We start from the raw sequence: 18732 nt of genomic DNA, 5'->3' as shown, positions 1-18732 counted from the left end.
ATAACCGGCGCGATCGCTTCGCGCCGGTTACCCGACCTTAACCACAAGGATTCACCATAGCGGTCTCACTGTTGCGGGGCCGCGTTTCCATGTCCGATCTGAAGACCCCTGTCCTCGCCAAGGACATCATTCATCGTGGCGACTGCATCGAGGTGCTGAAGAGCCTGCCCGACGCCTCGGTGGACATGGTCTTCGCCGATCCGCCGTATAATCTGCAGCTCGGCGGCGACCTGCTGCGTCCCGACAATTCCAAGGTCGATGCGGTCGATGACGACTGGGATAAGTTCGCCAGCTTCGCCGACTACGACGCCTTCACCCGCGCCTGGCTGGCGGAATGCCGCCGCGTCCTGAAGCCCGAGGGCTCGATCTGGGTGATCGGCAGCTATCACAACGTCTTCCGCCTGGGATCGGCGATCCAGGACCTGGGCTTCTGGGTGCTGAACGACATCATCTGGCGCAAGTCCAACCCGATGCCGAACTTCAAGGGCACCCGGTTCACCAACGCCCATGAGACCCTGATCTGGGCCGCCAAGTCGCGGGATCAGAAGCGCTACACCTTCAACTATGATGCGCTGAAGGCCTTCAACGAAGACACCCAGATGCGTTCCGACTGGACCTTCGCCCTGTGCACGGGCGAGGAGCGGATCAAGGACGCCGACGGCAAGAAGGCCCATCCGACCCAGAAGCCTGAGGCCCTCCTGCACCGCGTCTTGCTGTCGGCGACGCGCCCCGGCGACGTGATCCTGGATCCCTTCTTCGGCACCGGCACCACCGGCGCCGCCGCCAAACGCCTGGGCCGCCACTACATCGGCATCGAACGTGACGAGACCTATGCCGAGGTCGCCGAAACCCGCATCGCCTCGGTCATCCCTGCCCGACCCGAGGATCTAGTTGTCACCGGTTCCAAGCGCGCCGAGCCCAAAGTTCCGTTCGGCGCTCTCGTCGAGGCCGGCCTGCTGCAACCCGGCGACCGCCTGTATTGCCCCAAGGGCGAGCGCGAAGCGCGCGTTCGTGCGGACGGTTCGCTGGTTCACGGCTCGCTCAGCGGCTCGATCCACAAGCTGGGCGCGCTGCTGGAAAACGCGCCGGCCTGCAACGGCTGGACCTACTGGCGGTTCAAGACGGACCAGGGCCTTAAATCCATCGACGCTTTACGCTCGGAGGTCCGCGCGGCGATGTAAGGTCGGTGCGACGGCGCGTCGCATCAATCACATCAAACACTTAGCTGACCGACACATCAGATAGGTACGATTTCGCACATTATCGTAGGGTCAGCTTCGCTGTAACCCCACGAAACCTATGTGAAAATTCGCTGCCTGCAATGGAACTTCGCAGTTGCGAGAACATTGATGTCAACGGCCCGCCAGGATGCGGTGTCGGAGCACATCACCATGAAAATCGCGCAGATCACCCCGCTGTACGAGGCTGTGCCTCCCAAGCTGTACGGCGGCACGGAACGTGTGGTCGCGCATTTGACCGACGCCCTGGTCGATCTCGGCCATGACGTGACGCTCTTCGCCAGCGCCGACGCCCAGACCAAGGCCCGTCTGGTGCCCGTGCGCGACCAGGCCATCCGACTGGATCCGGCGCCGTTGAAATCCGACCTCGCTGCCCACCTGTCGATGCTTGGCGAAGTTCTAGACCGCGCCGACGAGTTCGACGTCATCCACTTCCACACCGACATGGTCCATTTCCCGCTGTTCCAGAAATATGCGGACAAGACCCTGACGACCCTGCATGGCCGTCTGGATATGAAGGACCTGCCCGGCGTCTATGCGCGCTGGAGCGAGTTCGGCCTGGTCTCCATCTCCGACGATCAGCGCAAGCCGCTGCATTTCGCCAACTGGAAGGCCACCGTCCATCACGGCATGCCCGGCGAACAATACATCTTCTCCCCGAAGTCCGAGGGCTATCTGGCCTTCCTCGGCCGTATCTCGCCCGAAAAACGCCCCGACCGCGCCATCGAGATCGCCAACAAACTGGGCAAGCGTCTGAAGATGGCCGCCAAGGTGGACGCCGCCGACAAACGCTATTGGGAAGAGACGATCCGCCCGCTGGTCGAGGGCAATCCGCTGATCGAGTTCATCGGCGAGATCGGCGACCATCAGAAGTCCGCCTTCCTCGGCGGAGCCGAAGCCCTGCTCTTCCCTATCGATTGGCCAGAGCCGTTCGGTTTGGTGATGATCGAGGCCATGGCTTGCGGCACGCCGGTCGTCGCCTTCCGCTGCGGTTCGACCCCCGAAGTCATCGAAGACGGCGCCACGGGTTTCCTCGTCGACACGATGGAGCAGGCGATCGCCGCCGCCGGGCGCGTCCATTTGCTGGACCGCGAGGCCGTGCGCGCGCGCTTTGACCTGCGCTTCTCCGCCACCGCCATGGCGCGCCGCTACCTGAACGTCTACGGCGACCTACTGGCGCGCCGTCCGTTCGCGGAATCCGCGCTGGACAATGTCGTCACCCCGCTGCGTCCGCTCGAAGAAGGCCGCAGCTTCGCCGCCATCGCCTAAGCGTCGCAGCCTACGATTACCCAAGAAAAACAGGCGGCATGGGTGAACCCTCTGCCGCCTGCTTCATTTCATCACTCAAGCGGCCCCTGAGCGCCGCATTCGGGTGCGACACGTTCGGCCGAGGCCTCACAACGACGGGGAAGAGACCGCATGGACGACGCCTATTCCACTCAACTGACCGCCGGTGAATCGGTCGAGGCCACGGGTCTCGAACAGCTCATGGCGCTGAAGGAAGGCGATACCTTCCTGGTCGCCGACGGATGGGGAGACATGAAGGGCGGCGCGGACGGCCTGTTCGCAGGCGACACCCGCGTCCTGTCGCGCTGGTCCATGACCGTCGGCCTGCTGAAGCCGTCGCGCCTGTCGTCCGGCGTGAGCCAGGACAACGTCTTCTTCTCCTGCCACACCACCAACCGTCCCCTGCCCCCGATGGGCGGCCGGTCGGCTCCGGCCGGGGTTCTGCATATCGAGCGCCGGCGCTTCCTTTGGAACCGGCGGATGTTCGAGCGCATCCGCATGGTCAACCATGGGGTTGAAGACATCCTGCTGCCGCTGGCCTTCGATTTCGGCGCGGACTTCTTCGATATCTTCCAGGTGCGCGGCACGCCGCGAGCCAAGCGCGGGACGATCCACACGCCGACCACCGACGGTCGCCGCGTCACCTTCCGCTATACCGGCCTGGACGACGTGGACCGGTCCAGCTGCATCGCCTTTTCCGAACCGCCCGCGCGCCTGACGCACCAGCGCGCCGAGTTCATGTTCAGCCTGCCCAAGGGCCGCTCGCTGGACCTGTTCATCGAGTGCGGCGTGGACGCCTGCGAAACGCCGGACGCCGATCGCTGGCGCCAGAACGCCATCCAGGCCCGCCTGGCTATGCGCGCCAAACGCCGGCGCGGCGCCTCGGTGCGCGGCCCGCGCAGCCCGCGCTTCAACGACTGGCTGGATCAGTCGCGCGCCGACATGGCGCTGTTGACCACCGACCTGCCGACCGGCCCCTATCCCTATGCGGGCACGCCGTGGTTCTCGACCCCGTTCGGTCGCGACGGCATCATTTCGGCCTGGCAAATGCTGTGGCTGGATCCGTCGCTGGCCAAGGGCGTGCTGACCTATCTGGCCTCACGCCAGGCGACCGAGACGTCGCTCTACCGGGACAGCCAGCCCGGCAAGATCATGCACGAGACCCGCGGCGGCGAGATGAGCGCCCTGCATGAGGTGCCGTTCGGCCTCTACTACGGCGGGGTCGACACCACCTGCCTGTTCGTGGCCCTGGCCGGCGCCTACGCCAACCGCACCGGCGATCTTGATCTGATCCGCAAGCTCTGGCCCAATCTGATCGCGGCCGCCGACTGGATGCGTGACTACGGCGACAGCAACAACGACGGCCTGATCGACTATCAGCGCGGCGCCGACACCGGCCTGTCCAACCAGGGCTGGAAGGACTCCGAGGATTCCATCTTCCACGCCGACGGTCGCTTCCCCAAGGGTCCGATCGCGCTGCTGGAGGTTCAGGGCTACGCCTTCGCCGCCTGGAAAGCGCTGGGTGATCTGGGCGAGCGCCTGCACGACGACCGCACGACCGAATGGCGGATGCGCGCCGAACAGGTCCGCTCTCTGGTCGAGGAAAAGTTCTGGATGGAGGACGAGGGCTTCTACGCCGTGGCCCTCGACGGCGACGGCCAGCAATGTCGCGCCATCGCCTCCAACGCCGGGCACCTGCTGTTCACCGGCCTGCCGTCGCTTGAACGCGCGCGGCGTGTCACCAAACGCTTGCTGACCGCCGAGTTCCGCACCGGCTGGGGCATCCGCACGCTGGAGGTCGGACAGGCCCGCTTCAATCCGATGAGCTATCACAACGGCTCGGTCTGGCCGCACGACACCGCCATGGCCGCCGCCGGCATGGCGGCTTACGGCGAGCGCGACGCGGTCGCCGAAATTCTGGCCGAGATCTACGCTGCGGCCGCCCACTTCCATCTGCGACTGCCTGAACTGTTCTGCGGCTTCCCGCGTGAGCCGGGCGAGCCGCCCATCGCCTATCCGGTCGCCTGTCTGCCCCAGGCCTGGGCGGCGGGATCGGTCTTCCTGATGCTTCAGGCGACGCTGGGCCTGTCGATCGACGCCTGGACCGAGACGGTCGATCTCGCTGACCCCGTCCTGCCCGCCGGCCTGGATCGTCTGAAGATCGCCGGCCTGGAAGTCGGCGGCGCCGTCGTCGATCTTAACATCCAGCATGCCGACGGGCGCGCGGTGGTCATCCCCCGCCACAAGCGAGGCAAGGTCGCGATCCGCACGTTGCGATAGGCCTCAGCCGAAGAGATCGGGCGCGCTCGCCCGATCCAGCGCCTTGGCGAAGACCGTCGGCAGGGCGGCCCGCGCCGCCTCGATCGGCATCCAGCGATAGAAGCCCTCCGCATTGACGCGCGCGGTCATCACCGTCAGCGTCAGGCTGAAGTGGGTGAAGACGTGCTCCACCGCCCCCGCCTCGCGCCAGTCGGCTTCGACGGGCGCTGTGGCAACCGGCTCGCCGGTCGTCCAGTCGCTGGTAGGCAGGCCCAGCATTCCGCCCAGCAGCCTCTTTTCAGGCCGCGTCTCGACTGCGACCCGCCCCTGATTGTCGACCAGCACATAGGCCGCGCCCCGCCGATGCGGCCGGTCCGCCTTCTTGGTCTTCATCGGAAACCGGGCCGGGTCGCCCGTGGCCAGACCCAGGCATTCGCTGGCCACGGGACAGGTCCCGCATGACGGTGACTTGGGCCGGCAAACCGTCGCGCCCAGATCCATCAGCGCCTGCGCCCAATCGCCAGGCCGCTCGTCCATGACGAACAGACCCGCCAGCCGCCTCAGCTCGGGCCGGGCGGCGGGGACCGGCGTCTCGACCGCGAACAGACGCGCCATGACCCGCTCGACATTGCCGTCCACGACATTGGCCGCCCGGTCGAAGGCGATGGAGGCGACGGCTGCGGCCGTATAGGCGCCGACGCCCGGCAGGGCGAGCAGCGCCGCCTCGGTGTCCGGAAACACCCCGCCATGCTCGCCCGCCACCGCCCGCGCGCAGGTCAGCAGATTGCGGGCGCGGGCGTAGTAGCCCAGCCCCGCCCAGGCCCCCATCACCTCCGCATCCTCGGCCGCCGCCAAGTCCGAGACCGTCGGCCAGCGCGTGGTGAAGGCGTGGAAATACGGCGTCGCATGCGGCACGGTCGTCTGCTGCAGCATGACCTCCGACAACCAGACGCGATAAGGCTCGGTCCGCGGCGCGCCGACGGCCGCCCGCCACGGCAGGCAGCGCGCATGGGCGTCGTACCAGGCCAGCAGCCGGGCGCGGATCAGGTCTATGTCGGGAGAGACGTCAGGCATCGGTCGCGCTATATAGACCCATGCGCCGCACGCTGCCCACAGACTCCGAGGTCCGCGAGATCCTGTCTCGCCGCCGCACCCGTCCGGTCCCCCGGCCGGCGCCGCGCGCGGGCAAGGCGCTGACGCCCCTGATCAAGAAGCTGGACGAGCAGTTCGGACGGGGCGCCGGCGCGCTGGAGCCTCGTTGGCGCGAGATCGTCGGCGATCGCCTGGCCCGCGTCACCCGACCGCAGAAGCTGACGAAGGGCAAAGGCGGCCAGCCCGGCGTGCTGGAGCTGCGCGTCGCCGGCGCCGCCGCCCTGCTGATCCAGCACCAGTCTGAGGACATCTTGGCCCGCGTCAACCTGTTCTTGGGCGCCGGGACGGTGGATCGACTGCGCATCGCCCAAGGCCCGATCACCCCCTTGAAGGAGGCCGCCGCCCGTCCCAAACGCAGCGCCAAGCCGCCGCCCCTGCCCGCCCAGGCCGAGGCCGATCTGGCCGCATCGATCGCTTCAGCCCCCGACGATCTGCGCGTCGCCCTGGCGCGCCTCGGCCGCGTCGCCCTGTCGCGTTCCGACATCGGCGGCGACTGATCCCCGCGTCTCGGTTGGCAGGCCTTATCGCCTGCTGTAGGTAGGGACGGTAAAGATAAGAACTCCGCACGGCATGTCCTGGTCGCGCGCCTGGACGCCGAGCCCGATGAAGCAACAAGACGATTGGCGACTTACCGATGTCGTCGAACATGAGTTTGGTCGGGGCGACCCGTTTGCGGCGGCCGTTCGCGGTACACGCATGCCGATGGTCATCACCAATCCGCGCCTGCCCGACAATCCGATCGTCTTCGTCAACAAGGCCTTTCAGGACCTGACGGGTTACGAGCGCGACGAAATCATCGGCCAGAACTGCCGTTTCCTCCAAGGCCCCAAGTCGGACAAAGCCTCCGTCGCCAGGATCCGCGAAGCGATCGAAGCCGGCAAAGATATTCATGTTGACCTGCTGAATTATCGCAAGGACGGCAGCACCTTCTGGAACGCCCTGTTCATCAGCCCGGTGCGTAACGCCGAGGGCGAGATCGAGTATTTCTTCGCCTCGCAGCTGAACGTCACCGAACGCGTCGAGGCCCAGGTTCTGGTCGAAAAGCAGAAGGCCGTCGTCGAGCGCGAGGTCGCGGCCCGCACCGCCGACCTGCAGGAAGCCCTGACCGCAAAGACCCTGCTGCTTCATGAGGTCGATCACCGGGTCAAGAACAACCTGACCATGATCGGCTCGCTGCTGCGGCTGCAATCGCGCTCCCTGTCCGATCCGGCCCTGACCGCGACCCTCGATTCCATGCTGGAGCGGGTGGACGCCCTGGCGACCGTTCACCGCAAACTCTACCAGTCCGAGGACGTCACCCAGTTCGACGTCGGCGCCTTCACCAACACCCTGGTCGCCGATGTCATCGGATCGACGGGACGCAGCGACATCGAGGTCTCCGTCGATGTCGAGGCGATGTTCATCCCTTCGACCCACGCCTCGTCGATCGGCCTGATCATCAACGAACTGCTGACCAATGCGATCAAGCACGCCTTCGCCGATCATCGGGGCGGCCGATTGATCGTCTCGGCCAAGAAGACGGAACAAGGCGGCCAGGTCGTTGTTCAGGACGACGGACCCGGCATTCCCGGCGCCGCGCATCAGGGATTGGGCAAGACTTTGATCGGTCGTCTCTCCAAACAGATTGGCGGCAAGACGCTGTGGCTGCCGGCCGAACACGGAACACGCGCGGTCGTCGACTTCCCCGTGAGCGGCTAGGTGGGCGCCGCTGGGCCCCACTTCGACGTCCTGGTTGTCGAGGACGAGGCCCTGCTCGTGATGGATCTCGAGGCCATGCTCGAGGATGAGGGCCACCGGCTGGTCGCCGAGGCCATGTCGCTGAGTGAGGTCGAAACTCTGTCGCTCGATGCCCCGCCCGACATCGCCTTCGTCGATATCCAGTTGGCGGATAACTCCAGCGGCCTGAACGTTTGTCGCCTGATCAAGGACCGTTGGCCGTCCACCGCCGTGGTGTTCCTGACCGCCAACCCCAAGATGATCCCCGAAGACTTCCTGGGCGCGCATGGCGTGATCCCCAAGCCCTTCTCGCGTTCCGGTCTGCTGTCGGCGATGCGCTTCATCCAGCAGGGCCTAAGCGATCCGCCGCCGCGCCAGGACAGACCGCAAAGTTTCATCCCCGCACCCGCGATCGATCGGGCCTGGGCGCGCGGATAAGGCGCTGTTGACAAAACTTCGCCGCACCTGTTCCAGACTAGTTCAGGGTTGCGCCATTCCCGGGGGAATCGCGCGATCATCGCCAACGATCCGATCCGAGGAACCTTCATGGCCGACACTGAATCCCGCTTCGCCCGCATGAGCCGTCGTGCGGCCATCACCGGCGCCGCACTGGCGACCATGGCTCTGGCGGCCTGCGGCGGCGGCGCCAAGGGTGCGGCTGAGGGCGACATGGGTCTGGGCGCGCCCGAAGGCGCCAAGGTCACGGTGGTCGAATACGCCTCGGTCACCTGCCCCCACTGCGCCCTGTGGCAGAAGAACACCTGGCCGGCGTTCAAGGCCAAATACGTCGACACCAACAAGGTGCGCTACGTCTTCCGCGAACTGCCGACGCCGCCGGTCGACGCCGCCACCGCAGGCTTCCTGGTCGCGCGCTGCGCCGGTCCGGACAAGTATTTCGACGTCGTCCACCAGCTGATGGCGACGCAGCAGGAGATGCTGACCTCCTCGCCGCGCGACTGGCTGCTGCGCACCGCCCAGGCCGCCGGCCTGTCCGAGCAGCAGTTCAACGACTGCGTCACCGATAAGGACGCCGTCGCCGCCATGGAGAAGCGCGTTCAGGCCGCCCGCGCCCAGGGCGTGACCGGCACCCCGGCCTTCTACGTCAACGAAACGCAGGTCATCTCGCCCGGCGGCGAAGGCGCCAGCCTGGCCGACCTGTCCACCGCCATCGACGCGGCCCTGGCCAAGTAACCGAGGCCAAGCGAGATGATGCGACGCGCCTTCATCGCCGCCGGTTTCGCCCTCGCCGCCTTGACCGGCGGTTCGGCGGCGCCGGCGCTCGCCGCCGATGCGCCTCCGCCCGTCACGGCCCAGGACCATGTTCTGGGTCGGGCGAACGCGCGGGTGACGGTGATCGAATACGCGTCCTTCACCTGCTCGCACTGCGCGGACTTCCACAACACCGTGCTGCCAGCCTTCAAGGCCAAGTATATCGACACCGGCAAGGTCCGGCTGGTTCACCGCAACCTGCCGACCCCGCCCGCCAATCTGGCCGCCGCCGCCGCCGTCGTGGCGATGTGCGCAGCGCCCGAGCGCTACTTCGACGTGGCCGCCGTCTTCATGCGTGATCAGGCGGGCCTGCGCGTCACCGGACCGCAACCCTGGTTCGCCGCCGGCATCGCCGCCAGCGGTAAGACCCGCGAACAGATTCAGACCTGCATCGAAACCACCGCCGTCCGCACCGCCCTGGATCAGCAGATCGAAGGCGCCGAAAAGGCCGGCGTCACCGGGACGCCCACCTTCTTCATCAACGGGACGATGATGATGGATCATTCGATGGAGGCCCTGTCGGCCGTCATCGATCCGCTGCTTCGGTAGTCCGTCGGGAGGATGCAGTTCCAGCGCCTCCGGCTCGTCGGCTTCAAGTCGTTCGTCGATCCGGCGGAGGTGCACATCGAATCCGGCCTGACCGGCGTCGTCGGCCCCAATGGCTGCGGCAAGTCCAACGTCCTTGAAAGCCTGCGCTGGGTCATGGGCGCCAACTCGGCCAAGGCCATGCGCGGGCAGGGCATGGACGACGTCATCTTCGCCGGGGCCGCCGGGCGTCCTCCGCGCAGCCACGCCGAAGTCAGCCTGACTATCGACAACGCGCAGCGCCGCGCGCCCCAGCCCTTCACAGACAGCCCCGTGCTGGAGGTGTCGCGCCGCATCGACCGGGGCCAGGGCTCGACCTACCGCATCAACGGCAAGGAGGTGCGCGCCCGCGATGTGCAGCTGCTGTTCGCCGACGCCTCCACCGGCGCCAACTCGCCCGCCCTGGTGCGTCAGGGCCAGATCTCGGAACTGATCGCCGCCAAGCCGCAGAACCGCCGTCGCATTCTGGAAGAGGCGGGCGGCGTCGCCGGTCTGCACACCCGCCGTCATGAGGCCGAGTTGCGCCTGAAGGCGGCCGAGACCAATCTGGACCGGCTGGACGACATCGGCCGCGAGCTGGAGACGGCGCTGAACCGGCTTAAGCGCGAAGCCCGCCAGGCCGAGAAGTACAAGAAGATCTCGGCCGAGATCCGCGCCCTTCAGGCCGCCCTGCTCTATGTGCGTTGGAACGACGCGCGTCTGGCCGCGGAGGCCGCCGCCGCCGAACTGCGCGACGCCGACCGTGCGGTGGCCGACACCGCGACCGCCGCCGCCGCCGCCCAGACGGCCGCCCTGTCCGCCCAGGACGCCCTGAAGCCCGCGCGGGAGGAGGACGCCGTTGCCTCCGCCCTGCTGCACCGCGCCAGCCTGGAGCGCGATCGGCTGGACATGGCTGAACAGGCCGCCCGCGCGGAAGTGGATCGCCTCAAGGCCGAGGCCGCGCGCATCGCCGCCGACGCCGCGCGCGAAGACGGCATGGCCGCCGACGCCCAGCGCGAACTGGACCGGCTGGAGCACGAACTTGCCCGGTTGAAGGCCGAGATCGCCGCCGCCCCCGAACGCGGCCCCGAACTGGACAAGGCCCTGGCCGCCGCCGAGGACGCCCGCAAAGCCGCCGACGGCGAGGTGGAACGGCTGGCGGGGATGCTGGCCGCCGTCGAGGCCCGCGCCAACGCCGAGACGGCCCGCAAGCGCGACGCCGAGGCCCGATTGGCCCGCGTCACCGCCCAGCATGATCAGGCCCGACGCGAACGCGACGCTCTGGGGCCGCTGGAAACGCCCGAGATGGAAACCGGCCGCCAGGCTTTGGAAGCGGCGCAGGCTGACCTCGCTGCGGCGCGCGACGCCGTCGAGGCAGCCGAGGCGACACGCGGCGAACTGGCCCGCGCCGAACAGGAGGCACGGACCGCCGCCCGCGCCGCAGAGGACCGGCTGGGCCGGCATCAGACCGAGGCGCGCGGCCTGGCCCAACTGCTGGTCACCGGCAAGCGCGACCATCCCCCCGCCCTGGACAAGGTGCGGGCCGACAAGGGTTATGAGGCCGCCCTGGCCGCCGCCCTGGGCGACGATCTGGACGCGGCGCTGGACGCCCGTGCCGCCGCCTATTGGGGCGGGGCGGATGCGCCTTCCCCGTCCTGGTCTGCCGGGATCGCGCCGCTTTCGGATCATGTCCAGGCCCCGGAACAGCTGACCGCGCGCCTCGCTCTTTGCGGCGTCGCGCCCAAGGCCGACGCGGCCCGGCTGGCTCAGGCCCTGCCCCCCGGCGCGCGCCTGGTGACGGTCGAGGGCGACCTCTATCGCTGGGACGGGTTCGTCAGCCGCGCAGAGGCGCCGCGCCCGGCCGCCGTACGCCTGGCCCAGCGCACGCGCCTGGCCGAGTTGGAGGCCGAGATCGACAAGGGCAGACCGGCGCTGGATCAGGCGCAGGCGGCCCAGAAGGCGGCGACGGAAGCCTTTCGCGCCGCCGAAGAGGCGGTCAAGACCGCGCGCCTGAAGCCCTTCGCCGCCGACAAGGCCGTGACCGCAGCCCGCGACCGCGTCGAGACCCTGGCCCGCGAACAGGCCCGCCGCGAGGCGCGCGCCCAGGCGCTGGACGACACCGTAACCCGGCTGGCGGCCGACGCAGCCGAGGCGCAAGCCGCGCTGGACGCCGCCCAGACCACTGACGCCCCGTCCGAGACGATCGCCGGCCTGCGCGACGAACTGACGGCCGCCCGCGCCACGGCCGACGCCGCCCGCGTTGCGGCCCAGACCGCCCGGTCGGACCGCGACGCCGAGGCCCGCGATCGTCAGGGCCGCGAGCAGCGGCTGGGCGGCCTGACCCGCGCGCGCGAAGGCTGGGTGACCAGGGCCAAGGACAGCGCCGGCCGCGTCGCCGCCCTGGCCAAGGACGCAGACCGGACGGCCGCCCTGCTGAAGCAGGCCGAGGTCGCGCCACAGGGCTTCGCCGAACAGCGCGGCAAGCTGCTGGACACGCTGGTCGCCGCCGAACAGAGGAAACAGGCGGCGTCGGACGCCATGGCCGTCGCGGAGACCCAGGCGACCGAGGCCGACCGCGCATCGCGCGCCGCCGAGACCGCCGCGTCGCAGGCCCGCGAGGCGCGCGCCGGCCTGGCCGCCCGCGCCGAGGCCGCCGCCGAGAAGCTGGCCGAGGCCGAAACCACCCTGCGCGAGACGGCGCAGATGTCGCCCAAGGAGCTGGGTCAGAAGCTGACCGACGACGCCATCGCCCGGCCGCCCGACGCCGCCGGCGCTGAGAGCCTGCTCTACGGGCTGGAGCGCGAGCGCGAGGCCCTGGGGGCCGTCAACCTGCGCGCAGAGGACGAGGCGGTCGAATACGGCGAGCGGCTGAACAGCATGAAGTCGGAGCGCATCGACCTGACCCAGGCGATCGCCAAGCTGCGCGACGGCATCGACGAGCTGAACGCCGAGGGCCGTGAGCGGCTGGTGGCGGCGTTCGACGTCATCAACGCCAACTTCAAGACGCTGTTCGAAGCGCTGTTCGGCGGGGGCCAGGCTGAGCTGAAGCTGGTCGAAAGCGACGACCCGCTGGAAGCGGGACTGGAGATCTACGCCTGCCCGCCCGGCAAGCGGTTGTCGGTGATGAGCCTGATGAGCGGAGGCGAGCAGGCGCTGACGGCGGCGGCCCTGATCTTCGGCGTCTTCCTGGCCAACCCCGCGCCGGTCTGCGTGCTGGACGAGGTGGATGCGCCGCTGGACGACGCCAACGTGGACCGCTTCTGCCGGATGCTGCACGAGATGCGCAGCCGCACCGATACCCGCTTCATCGTCATCACCCACAACCCCGTGACCATGAGCCGGATGGACCGGCTGTACGGCGTCACCATGCCCGAACGCGGCATGAGCCAGCTGGTCAGCGTGGACCTGAAACAGGCGGAGACCCTGGTCGCATGATCGCCCTGCTGCTCGCGCTCGCCGATCCTCAGTTGGTCCCGACCGGCGTGGGACGGTTCGCCATCTATGCCGACGCGGCCTCGATCGAACGCGAGGGCGACGTGGCGCGGATGCGGGAGCTGCAGGTGACCGAGGCCGGGTTCAAGGTCGGAGACGTGACCTATGTCGGCGGCTGGTCGCGGTGGGCGTTCGACTGTCGCGCGAGGACGGCGGATCGGTTGGACTTTTCCTCTTTGAAGGCGGACGGAACGGAAGGGCCGGCGACGCCGGACGCCGCCCCCGCCTATGACGCCGCGCCGGGCGGGGATGCAGCCGAGCTGCTGGCCATCGCCTGCGGGGTCGAACGGCCGGCTCAAGCGCTGACGCTGGAGCAGGCCATCAGCCAGGGACAAAGGGCGCTGGCGGACTGACCGCCCCCTCGGCGGGCTTGTCCGACCCTTGCGGCCATTCGATACGGTCGCGCGGCAGGGCCTCGCGGCATTCGTCGCGCATGAAGGCCATCAGCTTCTCGCGGATCTCACAGCGCAGGTCGAAGGCGACCGGGGCCGAGCGCGCGCTGGCCAGGCAGCGCACCTGAAGCACGCGTTCGGTGATGTCGGTGACCTGCATCACCTGCACGTCGCCGTCCCAGTGTTTGGACGCCTTGACGATGCCCTCGAAGGCGGTGCGCAGCCGGTCGATGGGCGCTTCGTAGTCGACGTAGAAGAAAGCCACGCCGATCAGGCGGGCGTTCTCGCGCGTCCAGTTCTGGAACGGCTTGGTGATGAAGTATGACAGGGGCAGCACCATCCGGCGCCAGTCCCACAGCTTGACCACCACATAGGTCGAGGTGATCTCCTCGACATTGCCCCACTCGTTCTCGACGATGACGGCGTCGTCCAGGCGGATGGGCTGGGTCAGGGCGATCTGGATGCCGGCGACCATGTTCGTCAGGATCGGCTGAAGCGCCAGACCGGCGATGATGCCGACCACGCCGGCCGAGGCCAGCAGGCTGACGCCCCACTGACGGAAGCCGGCGATGGTCATAAGGGCCAGGCCCACGGTGACGATGAACAGTACGACCTTGGCCACCCGCTGCAGGATGCGGGTCTGGGTCAAGTGCTTCCTGGCCAGCAGATTGTCCTCGACGGCGATATTGTACCGCTTGAGGTGCATGACCGACCACATGTCGAGCACGCCCGACGCCATCCAGCCGAGGGTGAGGATGAACAGGAACAGCAGAGCGCTGCGGATATCCTCGGAAGGGCCGGGATCCATGGGCGAGACGGTCACGCCGATGCCGATGCCGATGATGATGATCAGGACGCGCAGCTTGACCCGGGCGCGTTCGACCACGCCGCGCCAGAAGAGATCCTTGTTCCGAACGACGCGACGCAGGATGGCGAAGACGATCTTGTGCGTCAGCCAGCCGCCGCCGACGAAGACCAGCAGGACCAGGCCGATGACCGCCCATTCGGGCAGCCAGTCGAACCGATGCCACAGGGCGCGGATCTGGCGGGTGACGGCGATGATTTCGGGAGGCATGAGCTTCCTAACGCGTCAGGGCCGAGAGGGTTGATGTCTCCTCCCTGTCGCGAAGCGATGGGGAGGTGGCGCGGCGCGCCCTTCGCGCCGTGACGGAGGGGTTCCTTCGGCGCGAAGAACCCCTCCACCGCTACGCGGTCCCCCTCCCCACACGTGGGGAGGGGACATTATGCACGTCCCGCCGTCGCCTCGACGAGGTCGGCCAGGCGTTGGGCGGCGTCGGGGATGGCGACGCTGCGGGCGGCGGCCGACATGGCCGACAAGCGCGCCGGATCGGACAGGACGTCGGTCAGGGTCGAGGCCAGGCGATCGACGGTCAGGTCGTCTTCCAGAATGACCTCGGCCGCGCCCGCGTCGGTCAGGGCCTTGGCGTTCAGGCGCTGGTGGTCGTCGGTGGCGATCTTCAGCGGGATCAGGACGGACGGCAGGGCCGCGACCGCCAGTTCGGCGCAGGTCGAGGCGCCGGAGCGACCGACGACCAGGTGCGCCTTGGACAGCCGGTCAGCCATGTCGCGGAAGAAGGGGGCGACCTCGGCCTCGATCCCGGCCTCCAGATAGATCTGGCGCGCGGCCTCCAGCGTCTCGGGGCGTGACTGCTGCTGCACCTTCAGGCGGCGACGCAGGGCCTCAGGCAGGGCAGCCAGCGCGCGGGGCGTGGTCTCAGACAGGATGCGGGCGCCCTGGCTGCCGCCGGTGACCAGCAGATGGATCGGGCCGTCGGCGGCGGGGGCGACATAGGGGCGGTCGAACAGGGCGCGGATCTCGGCCCGCACCGGCGAGCCGACGACGTGGGAGCGGCCCTGGACCTTGGCCGGCGCGCGTTCCAGCGTCGGGAAGGACGAGGCGACCTGACCGACGTAGGGGGCCAGGATGCGGTTGGTGCGGCCCAGGACCGCGTTCTGTTCATGGATCACGGTCGGTCGCTGGGACGTGACGGCGGCGACCAGGGCCGGGGCGGACGGATAGCCGCCGAAGCCGACGACGATGTCGGCGCCCAGCCGGTCGAAGGCCGTTCGCGCCTGGACCACGCCCTTGAAGATGGCGACGCCCGCCTTGATCAGCCCCAGCGGGCCGGAGCCGGTGGCCGCGTCCAACGCCAGCCGTTCCTCGGCCGGAAAGGTGTGGGCGTATTGTTCGCCCCGATGATCGGTCGCCAGGACCACGCGCCAGCCGCGCGCCGCCATCTCGCGCGCCAGGGCCTCGGCCGGGAACATATGGCCGCCGGTGCCGCCGGCGGCGACGACGCAGAGCTTGGTCATGGGCGAGGCTCCGAAAAAGAGGGTCTGAATAGTCTGAAGTTCAGACGGTGGGCAGGCAAAAACACCGTCTAATTCGTCTAATCTGTCTAATGTCGGCCAGGAACGGTGCGGCGAGGAATGGGGCGGCGACAGGATCGCACGGTTTTGCAGCGTGGGCAGGAGACGGTCGATCGCGAGCGGTAAGCGACGGTAATCGCTTGGGTCTGTTCGTCAGAGAATGCTGGTAGCCTACCTATCTCGTCATCCTCGCCCTTGTGGCGAGGATCCATACGCCCGGTATCGACCGAAAGAGTCCGAGCGGACAAGGCCGAGTTTATGGATCCTAGGCACAAGGCCTAGGATGACGGAACTCCGTTGCGGACTACAGCAACCGCCGGCCCATGGTCAGGCTGGCGCCGGGTTCGTAGGCGCCGGGGCGGCGTCGCGTCAGGGCTAGCGCAAAGCCCATGGTCAGGCCCATAGCCAGCATGGAGGAGCCGCCGTAGCTGATGAAGGGCAGGGTCATGCCCTTGGTCGGGATCAGGTTCAGGTTCACCGCGACGTTGATGCAGGCCTGAAGCCCGATCAGCATGAACAGGCCCGCCGCCGCCGTCTGCTCGAACGGATCGGTCAGCTTCATGGCCCGGCGCATGCCGCGAATGACGATGAAGGCGTAGAGGCTGATCATGATCAGGCTGAGGATCAGGCCGAACTCCTCGGCGCCGACGGAATAGATGAAGTCGGTGTGCAGGTCGGGCACGCGGCGCTTCATCACGCCCTCGCCGATGCCCCGGCCCAGCAGGCCGCCGGCGCGGATGGCCTCGGACGCGCTGTCGATCTGGTGGGTGTCGGTGGTCTCGGGCGAGAAGAAGCGGCTGAGGCGGTCCCGCATATGGCCGAAGACGAAATACAGCGACACCAGCCCCGCCATGCCCAGGCTGGCCAGAACCGCCATCCATTTGAACGGCACCCCCGCCATGAAGAAGACGGCCATGAAGGTGGTGGTGATCAGAAGCGTCTGTCCGATGTCGGGCTGGATCAGCAGCAGCGAGACGGTCAGGGCGTAGAAACCAAACGCTATGGTGACGCCGGGCACCCCCTGCCCCTTTTGCGCCTCGGCGAACATCCAGGCGGCGAAGACGATCAGTCCGGGCTTGGCGAACTCGGACGGTTGCAGGCTGAAGGGGCCGAAGTTCACCCAGCGGGCGGCCCCCTTCACCGTGTCGCCGATGAAGGGCAAGGCCATCATCACGACGATGGCGCCGAACAGGGCCAGGACGGCGATGCGTCGCACGCCGCGCGGCGACATCAGCGAGGTCGTCAGCATGATGCTGAGCCCCACGCCCGAGAAGACCATCATCCGCCAGGAATAGTGGAAGGGGTCGGTGATCGATTCATCGGCCAGGATGGCGGCGGGGCTGGAAGCGAAGCTGAGCGCCACGCCTAGGGCCATCAGCGCGAGCGCCGCGCCCAGCAGGCCGCGATCCACGGTCCAGAACCACTGGGCCACATGGCTTTGGTCGTTGCGGGAAAAGGCGGGAGTGTAGGGAGCGCTCATGACGCGGTTTCCGGGACGGCGCCGAGGGCCAGGACGGCGGCGCGGAAGGCCTCGCCGCGCGCCTCGAAGTCCTTGAACTGATCGAAGCTGGCGCAGGCGGGGGACAGGAGGACGATCTGGTCGCCGCCGGCAGAGGCCGCATCGGCGGCGGCGGCGGCCACGGCGGCGTCGAGGGTGTGGGCGATGACGTGGGGCGTGTCAGCAAGTGTTTCGGCGAAGGCCGGGGCCGCGTCGCCGATCAGATAGGCCTTGGCGATGTGGGGGAAGAGGTCGGCCAGGTCCGCGATGCCGCCGGCCTTGGGCACGCCGCCGGCGATCCAGAAGACGGAACGGTAGGAGGCCAGGGCCTGACGCGCGGCGTCGGCGTTGGTGGCCTTGGAATCGTTGATGAAGCGCACGGAGCCGAGGCGGCCGACGGCCTCCATACGGTGGGCCAGGCCAGGGAAGGACAGCAGGCCGGCGACGGCGGCGTCGTGGTCAATGCCGAGCGCACGGGCGGTCGCATAGGCGAAGGCGGCGTTCTGGGCGTTGTGGCGGCCGGGAAGCGAGCGGGCGGCGGTGAGGTTTACGAGTTCGCGACACTCGCTCCAGATCGCGCCGGGGACAGCCTTGATGCCGCTCATCCCCGCGAAGGCGGGGACCCAGTTTTGTGGCCGCTCCACCGGTAGGGATGGGGCAAGACGTTGATCCTCGGCGTCGTGTCCTGACAAAAGCCCTGGGTCCCCGCCTTCGCGGGGATGAGCGGAGGAGGAAATAGCGATGACGCGCTGGGAGCGTTCAGATGCGATCCCCTGCCCCCAGCTGTCGTCCACGCCCACCAGGGCCACATCATCCCGTCCCTGATTGGCGAAGATGCGCGCCTTGGCCGCGACATAGCCGTCCATGCCGCCGTGGCGGTCCAGGTGGTCGGGGCTGATGTTGGTCAGGATGGCGACATCAGGGGCGAAGGTCGTGGTCAGGTCCAGCTGATAGCTGGAGACCTCGATCACATAGACGGCGTCGGGCGTCGGTTCGGGCAAGGCCAGGACGCCGACGCCGATATTGCCGCCGACGTGGACCGTCAGGCCCGCCGACTTCAGCACCCAGCCGATCAGGGCGGTGGTGGTGGACTTGCCGTTGGTGCCGGTGATGGCGACGACGCGCGGCCGCTGATCCTTCGGCCGGTCGGCCAGGGCGCGGGCGAACAGTTCGATGTCGCCGAGGACGAGCACGCCGGCCGCGCGGGCTAGGTCCACGGTCCAGTGCGGCCTGGGATGGGTCAGCGGTGCGCCGGGCGACAGAACCAGGGCGGCGAAGTCGGACCAGTCGGCGGCGGCCAGGTCCTCGACCGTGAAGCCCTCGCCTTTCGCCTGCGCGCGGCCGGCCTCGCCGTCGTCCCACAGGATCGGGATCGCGCCCCCGGCCTGAAGGGCGCGCGCGGCCGTAATCCCCGACCGTCCCAGGCCGAAGACCGCGACCCGCCTGCCTTCAAAGCCGGGAACGGGGATCATCG

Annotated in this window: 15 protein-coding genes; 10 read left to right on the top strand and 5 right to left on the bottom strand. The window is 68.3% G+C overall.

Going from position 1 to position 18732, the window contains the following annotated elements:
* Positions 1-89: 89 nt before the first annotated feature.
* From LG306_RS06735 to LG306_RS06725, 3 genes are all read left to right on the top strand, one after another.
* The gene (locus tag LG306_RS06735) at positions 90-1181 is read left to right on the top strand and encodes a site-specific DNA-methyltransferase (protein WP_404419216.1); all 1092 of its coding nucleotides are present in this window, start codon (positions 90-92) and stop codon (positions 1179-1181) included.
* Between the two features lie 210 nt (positions 1182-1391).
* Positions 1392-2507, top strand: a complete 1116-nt coding sequence (locus tag LG306_RS06730) for a glycosyltransferase family 4 protein (RefSeq protein ID WP_404419664.1) — start codon at positions 1392-1394, stop codon at positions 2505-2507.
* A gap of 150 nt (positions 2508-2657) precedes the next feature.
* Positions 2658-4805: a glycogen debranching N-terminal domain-containing protein gene (locus LG306_RS06725; protein WP_404419214.1), complete on the top strand. Its 2148-nt coding sequence runs from the start codon at positions 2658-2660 to the stop codon at positions 4803-4805.
* A gap of 3 nt (positions 4806-4808) precedes the next feature.
* On the opposite strand, the gene mutY is transcribed toward LG306_RS06725, so the two are convergent.
* A complete protein-coding gene (gene mutY, locus LG306_RS06720) occupies positions 4809-5858 on the bottom strand; it encodes an A/G-specific adenine glycosylase (protein WP_404419212.1) in 1050 nt (349 codons plus the stop codon).
* 20 nt (positions 5859-5878) lie between these two features.
* On the opposite strand from mutY, the gene LG306_RS06715 reads away from it, so the two are divergent.
* From LG306_RS06715 to LG306_RS06685, 7 genes are all read left to right on the top strand, one after another.
* A complete protein-coding gene (locus LG306_RS06715) occupies positions 5879-6433 on the top strand; it encodes a DUF721 domain-containing protein (protein WP_404419210.1) in 555 nt (184 codons plus the stop codon).
* A gap of 106 nt (positions 6434-6539) precedes the next feature.
* Positions 6540-7634, top strand: coding sequence for a PAS domain-containing protein (locus LG306_RS06710; protein WP_404419208.1), 1095 nt, complete (start codon positions 6540-6542; stop codon positions 7632-7634).
* Entirely contained in the window at positions 7635-8090 is a 456-nt protein-coding gene (locus tag LG306_RS06705; protein WP_404419206.1) for a response regulator, read from the top strand.
* 108 nt (positions 8091-8198) lie between these two features.
* On the top strand, positions 8199-8843 hold the full coding sequence (locus LG306_RS06700) for a DsbA family protein (RefSeq protein ID WP_039246870.1): 645 nt from the start codon (positions 8199-8201) through the stop codon (positions 8841-8843).
* 15 nt (positions 8844-8858) lie between these two features.
* On the top strand, positions 8859-9470 hold the full coding sequence (locus LG306_RS06695) for a thioredoxin domain-containing protein (protein WP_404419203.1): 612 nt from the start codon (positions 8859-8861) through the stop codon (positions 9468-9470).
* 12 nt (positions 9471-9482) lie between these two features.
* Positions 9483-12920, top strand: coding sequence for a chromosome segregation protein SMC (gene smc / locus LG306_RS06690; RefSeq protein WP_404419201.1), 3438 nt, complete (start codon positions 9483-9485; stop codon positions 12918-12920).
* Entirely contained in the window at positions 12917-13330 is a 414-nt protein-coding gene (locus LG306_RS06685) for a surface-adhesin E family protein (protein WP_112863754.1), read from the top strand. Before smc ends, LG306_RS06685 begins: the two co-directional genes overlap by 4 nt.
* Here the strand turns inward: LG306_RS06685 and LG306_RS06680 are convergent.
* The 4 genes from LG306_RS06680 to murD form a co-directional block, all read right to left on the bottom strand.
* Positions 13299-14444: a mechanosensitive ion channel family protein gene (locus tag LG306_RS06680; RefSeq protein WP_091749403.1), complete on the bottom strand. Its 1146-nt coding sequence runs from the start codon at positions 14442-14444 to the stop codon at positions 13299-13301. The two genes, LG306_RS06685 and LG306_RS06680, sit on opposite strands and share 32 nt — an antisense overlap.
* A gap of 167 nt (positions 14445-14611) precedes the next feature.
* On the bottom strand, positions 14612-15703 hold the full coding sequence (gene murG / locus LG306_RS06675; protein ID WP_404419199.1) for an undecaprenyldiphospho-muramoylpentapeptide beta-N-acetylglucosaminyltransferase: 1092 nt from the start codon (positions 15701-15703) through the stop codon (positions 14612-14614).
* A 361-nt stretch (positions 15704-16064) separates the two neighbouring features.
* Positions 16065-17240 carry a putative peptidoglycan glycosyltransferase FtsW gene (locus LG306_RS06670; RefSeq protein WP_055805836.1) on the bottom strand — a complete coding sequence of 392 codons (1176 nt, stop codon included), beginning with the start codon at positions 17238-17240 and terminating at the stop codon, positions 16065-16067.
* Positions 17237-18730 carry a UDP-N-acetylmuramoyl-L-alanine--D-glutamate ligase gene (murD, locus tag LG306_RS06665; protein ID WP_404419197.1) on the bottom strand — a complete coding sequence of 498 codons (1494 nt, stop codon included), beginning with the start codon at positions 18728-18730 and terminating at the stop codon, positions 17237-17239. The genes LG306_RS06670 and murD overlap by 4 nt, the downstream gene beginning before the upstream one ends.
* Positions 18731-18732 lie beyond the last annotated feature (2 nt).

This window comes from Brevundimonas vesicularis (assembly GCF_044807075.1).
In the GTDB taxonomy this organism is placed as follows: domain Bacteria; phylum Pseudomonadota; class Alphaproteobacteria; order Caulobacterales; family Caulobacteraceae; genus Brevundimonas; species Brevundimonas vesicularis_G.
This window is presented reverse-complemented; position numbering and strand designations above follow the sequence as displayed.